The sequence below is a fragment of the Streptomyces kebangsaanensis genome (assembly GCF_001906585.1).
Classification (GTDB): Bacteria; Actinomycetota; Actinomycetes; order Streptomycetales; family Streptomycetaceae; genus Streptomyces; species Streptomyces kebangsaanensis.
Map to the genome: position 1 here is coordinate 35,947 of NZ_JUJA01000111.1, position 5,202 is coordinate 41,148.

Here is a 5,202-nt window from a genome sequence, read left to right on the forward strand (position 1 = left end):
GGCGGGTCGCTGCCGAGCAGCACGTCACGAGCGGCCCGGGTCAGGGCCCGGGAACGGACGCGCACCGGCCCGAATCCGCTCCACTTGGCACGCCCGCCCTCGTCCACCGGCTCCACGAAACAGCGCCGGCGCCGCCAGTCGATGTAGGTGACCAGCCAACTGCGGCCTGCCAGCAGCAGCTTGCGGGGTCCTTCCACCTCCTCGGTGAGCAGGTCGGGGTCGGTGCGGCCGATCTCCGTGCGCCCGCTGAGGACGGTGAACTCGGGGGGCGCGGTGAACGAGGCCGTGAGGTTCATGAAGTGCCGCTGTCCGTAGCGGCGTTCGGCCTCCGGGCCGATGAACAGCGTGCCGCCGTCCCGCTCCAGCCAGCCCTGCTCGACCAGGTGCCGTACGACCGGTTCCGCCGCCGTCCCGAACGGGTTGAGGCCGCCCCACCACTCCTGCCACAGGTTCTCGCCGACGCGGTGCTCCTGCAGGCACAGGGCGAGGATCTGCTGGGCGACGAGGTGGCGGGGGTCGGGCGGCGGGACCACCGGTTCGACCCAGCCCCGCGACCACGCCAGCAGCAGGGACGCGGCCGACAGCAGTCCGGCGTCGTCCAGGGCCAGGAAGAGGCAGTTGCGCGTGGTGCCGGGGCGCCGTCCGGTGCGGCCCAGGCGTTGCAGGAACGAGGCCACCGTCGCGGGGGCGTCGAGCTGGATCACCCGGTCCAGGTCGCCCACGTCGATGCCGAGTTCCAGGGTGCTGGTGGAGACGATCACGCAGTCCCGGGCCTCGGCGAAGGCCGCCTCCGCGCGCCGCCGTTCGTCGGTGGACAGCGAGGCGTGGGAGAGGAACGTGGTCACGCCGCGCAGCCTGAGCTGTTCGCCCAGTTCCTCGACGGTGCGCCGGCTCTCGCAGAACACCAGGCGTTTCTCGCCCCGGTGCAGCGCGGCGATCACGGTGGCCGCGTTGGCGACGGAGCCGACGTAGTCCAGTTCCACGTCTCCCGGCGGCGGGGCCGCGGGGGCACCTTTCGCCAGGGACACCGACTGGCCGCCGGACCCGGCCGCGGGCTCACCCTCCGGCAGGGACACCGACGGGTCACCGCGGCCCGGCTCGGGCAGCGCCACGCCGGGCGCGACGACCCGGCCCGGGCGCCGGTCCCGGCCCGAGCCCTGCAACCAGTCCAGGAGCTGGCGCGGATTGCCGACGGTGGCCGACAGCCCGATGCGCTGCACCGGCCGCCCGACGACCTTCTGCAGGCGCTCCAGCACGGCCAGCAGGTGCCAGCCCCGGTCGTCGCCGGCGAAGGCGTGCACCTCGTCGACGACCACGGTGTGCAGGCCCGAGAAGAACGCCCGGTGGTCCACGTTCACGCTGACGAGCATCGCCTCCAGCGACTCGGGCGTGGTGAGCAGCAGGTCCGGGCGCCGGCCGAGGATGCGGCGGCGCCGGGTGGCGGCGATGTCCCCGTGCCACAGCTCGGCGGTACGTCCCACCCACCCCGTGTACGTCTCCAGCCGCGGGTGCAGGTTGTTGAGCAGTGCCTTCAGCGGGGTGACGTAGACGATGCCCGTGCCCTTCCAGCCCTGCCGCTGCGCCCGGGTCAGCAGCGGGAGGACGGCGGCCTCGGTCTTGCCGCCGGCGGTCGGCGCGAGCAGGACGGCGTCCTCCCCGGCGAGCACCGGCTCGATCGCCTCCTGCTGCAAGGGGCGCAGTGAACGCCAGCCGAGCGAGTTGACGATGTGGTGGACGAGGATCGGATCCAGGAGGTCCAGCGCGTCGGCGCTCACGGCAGGTCCAGCTCCACGTCACCGGCGCTCGCCGCCGCGTTGCGCTCCACCTCGTCGAGTTCGGCGCTGTCGACCGTGAGCGTGTAGTGCGCCCGGGGGTCGAAGTCGTCGAACGTGTCGATCCGGTCGAGGACGTCGGCGACCAGTTTGCGCAGGTACAGGCGGGGCGCGATACCGGCCTTGCCGCCGAGTGAGCCCGTCACCGCCCGCGCCAGCTCGTCGAGGTAGGCGTCGTCGGCCCGCGCGGCGATCCGCCCGGGGTTCCTGGCCGTCGCCGTGTACACCTCGCGCACCTTGCGGCCGAGTTCGCCGAGGGAGGCCAGGTCGAAGCCGGAAAGGCGGAGTTGGACGGCGCGCGGGGAGTCGAAGCGCGGGTCGGTGGTGAAGTCGGTGGCCAGCCGCTGCGCCAGCGGGGCGAGGCGCTGCACGCCCTGCTGACCGTCGTAGAAGGCGGGGGTGCCGGTGATGACCAGGAAGAGTCCCGGGAACCGGCCCGCGTCGATCTCGTCGAGGAGCTGCCGCAGCGCGTTCAGCGACTTCTCCCGCACGTCGCCGCGCACCCGCTGGAGCGTCTCCACCTCGTCGAGGACCAGGAGCAGCCCGGGGTGCCCGCAGTCCCGCAGCACGGTCAGCAGCCCCTGCAGGAAGCCGAGGGCGCCGAAGTGGTCGAGGTCGCCGCGCACTCCGGCCGCGCGTTTGGCGGCGGCGGCCACGGACCTCTGCCCGCCGAGCCAGGCGATCAGCGCCTCGGCGCGCGCCCCGTCACCGGTGGCCACCGCGTCGCGGTAGCCGCGCAGCGCCGCGGAGAAGGCGGGGGTGGTGCGGGCGACGTCCGCGAGCCGCCGCTCCAGCAGCTCGTCCACGGCCCGGCCGAGCCCCTGCTCGTCGTCCTCCTCGACCTCCCCGGCGTCGAGGACCTCCTCCTCCAGCGCGTAGAACCAGGAGTCGACGACGGCCCGCAGGGCGGACGGCGGGTGGGTGGCGGTGGTCAGGCGTTCGGCGAGGCGCCGGTAGACGGTCTCCAGGCGGTGCAGCGGGGTCTCCGTCTCGGAGATCTGCACCTCGCTGACGGCCAGCCCGCGCCGCTTGGCCCGCTCGGCGAGCCAGCGGGCGAAGAACGTCTTGCCGGAGCCGTACTCGCCGCGCAGCGCGTGGAAGGCGGAGCCGCCGCGGGCGACGGTGTCCAGGTCGTCGTCCAGGGCGTCCGCGAAACGGTCGAGGCCCACGGCGAACAGCCCGAGCCCCTGCTGCGGCACGGTGCCGCGACGCAGCGCGTCGACGACGTCCCGGGCCCGCGCGGCGCTGACGCCGGGTGCCCCGGAGCCGCCCGGGGTGTGTGCGGCGGTGGTGCTCATGAGCCGGTGCCTCCGGTGAACTGCTGCCGCAGCAGCTCCTTGTCCAGGTGGACGGTGCGCCCGGACTCCGTCAGCTGGAGCACCGGGTAGCCGTCGATGTTCAGCAGCCGCTCCAGCACGGTGACGAACCGCTCCGGGTTGCGCTGCGACTTGCCGGTGGCGGCCTGCGCGGCGGCGGCGACCGCGGCCGGGGACAGCTTGCCGCCGGCCGTGAGCAGGGCGTCGAGGGCGGCGGCCACGGCCGTGTCGCCCGGCGGCAGCCGTACGAAGTCGCGCTGGGCCCGGTACGGCGCGCTGCGCACCGTCTGCTCGCCGGGGCTGCCGTGACCGTCCTGCGGGAACAGGCTCTCGGTCTGCGGTTCCGGTTTCCTGCCCCGGCCGCGGGCCGCCGGTTCGGGCGCCTGCGCGGGTGCGGGTTCCGCTCCGGCGCGCCACCACTCGGGGACGGTGTCCTCGGCGGGCAGCACCGTCCACCCCGCGGGGATACGGCTGTCGGAGGGGACGAAGGCGAGGACGGGCACGGTGACCTCCGCGAGGGAGGCGCCGCCGTGGTAGCCGGCCTGGCGGGAGGTGTAGCGCAGGTCGTCGCGCCAGGCGGCGGTGATCCGCCCGTCGGCCGCCCGGACCCGGGGTCCGGTGAGCCCGACCTCGCCCGGTCCGGCCGCGCCGGTCCGCCAGCGGGCGCCCTGGACCCCCTCGGCCACCGTGGGCCCCGCGTCGCGCGGAGTGCGGTCCAGGACGTGTCCGTGGTCGGACACGAGCAGGACGGGCCGTCCGGCGCCGCGGGCCGCGTCGAGCAGATCGGCCAGTTTGGCGATGTCCCCGATGCCCCACCGGGCCCGCCCGCTCTCCCGGCCGTCCGCGAGCGCGTCGTCGATGGTGTTCACCACGACCCCGACGATCCGCTCCTCGTGGGCGAGTTCCTCCAGCAGGGCGGGTGCCAGCCGGTGCCCGGCCGTCCCCTCGTAACCGCCCTTGTGGAAGAGGACCGCTTCCCGCCTGCGCTTCTTCCAGAAGACCGTGAATCCGGCGCGCTCCGCCTCCTGCCCGCCGTCGGCCGCCGTCCCGCTGAGCAGCGAGGCCCGGCTGACGCGCGTGACCGTCGGCAGCATGGCGACGGCGGCGAGACGCCCGGGCGACCGCCCGCCGGTACCGGCCGGAACCGGGACGATCTCCGTCCAGGCCCGCCGGTCGAGCCCGGCCGCCAGCTCCACGGCGACGTCGGCGCTCATCCCGTCCAGCACGAGCACGAGCGGCCGCCCGCCGTCCCGGGCGAGCGGCGCGGCGGCCTCCGCGAGCACGTCCTCGATCAGCAGCGCCCCGCCCGGCGCCTGCTGGGAGGCGGCCTCCGTCCAGGTGGCCAGCACCGACGCGAACTGCTCGTCGAGCTGCTGCCGCCGGGCGCGCACGCGACCGATGAGCCGGTGGTACGCCTCCCCGAGCACACTGTCCCGCGAGGCGTCGCCCTCGGCGAGGACGCCGACGGCCAGATCCACCCACCCGGTGGACGCGAGATGGTGCCGCACCCCCTGACCGACCGAGGCCACGACGGGCGCCGGGGCGTCGAGCCAGCGCAGCAGACGTACGGCGGTACGGGCGCGCTCGGTGGAGTCGGCGTACAGGCCGGCCAGCTGATGGTCCCCCAGCTCGCGCAGGGCGGCCTGGGCGGCGGCCGGCCGCCCGTCGAGCGCGGCGCCCAGCGCCCGCAGCCGCGTCCGGTACCCGGAGGGCAGCAGCCGGTCCCCGGCGAGCAGCCCGGTCAGCCGCGCACGGTCGGCGAGCTGGTCGGCGCGTTCCAGTACGGCGGGCACGCGGGCGCGCGCGTCGGCACCCGCCGGGCCACCGGCCTCCGCCTGCGCGATCCACCGGGTGAGCACACCGGTGGCGGCGGCCGCGTAGGGCGCGAGCGCGTCGAACGAGCCGAGCGCACTGCCGAAGAGCGTGCCGAGCGCGAACCCGGCGTCGGCGGCGGCCGGACAGCCCAGCGCCGCCGCGGCGAGCGCGCCGAGCGGCAGGGCGTCCGCGCCCCGCCCGTCGGTGGCCAGCGCCAGCAGCGTGGGCGCGGCGGGCCC

At 75.7% G+C, this 5,202-nt stretch carries 3 protein-coding genes; all 3 read right to left on the minus strand.

Going from position 1 to position 5,202, the window contains the following annotated elements; all coding sequences use genetic code 11:
* Positions 1–1,775: DEAD/DEAH box helicase (locus RH94_RS16395; RefSeq protein WP_234425811.1), on the minus strand; the 1,775-nt coding region annotated here is incomplete at its 3' end.
* On the minus strand, positions 1,772–3,130 hold the full coding sequence (gene brxD, locus RH94_RS16400) for a BREX system ATP-binding protein BrxD (RefSeq protein WP_073948332.1): 1,359 nt from the start codon (positions 3,128–3,130) through the stop codon (positions 1,772–1,774). The genes RH94_RS16395 and brxD, both read right to left, overlap by 4 nt.
* On the minus strand, positions 3,127–5,202 hold a 2,076-nt coding region (gene pglZ / locus RH94_RS16405), incomplete at its 5' end, for a BREX-2 system phosphatase PglZ (protein WP_234425812.1). The genes brxD and pglZ, both read right to left, overlap by 4 nt.

Bases quoted from the DNA above. Each gene is read 5' to 3' on its own strand.
- brxD (WP_073948332.1), bottom strand. From the start codon at position 3,130: ATGAGCACCACCGCCGCACACACCCCGGGCGGCTCCGGGGCACCCGGC.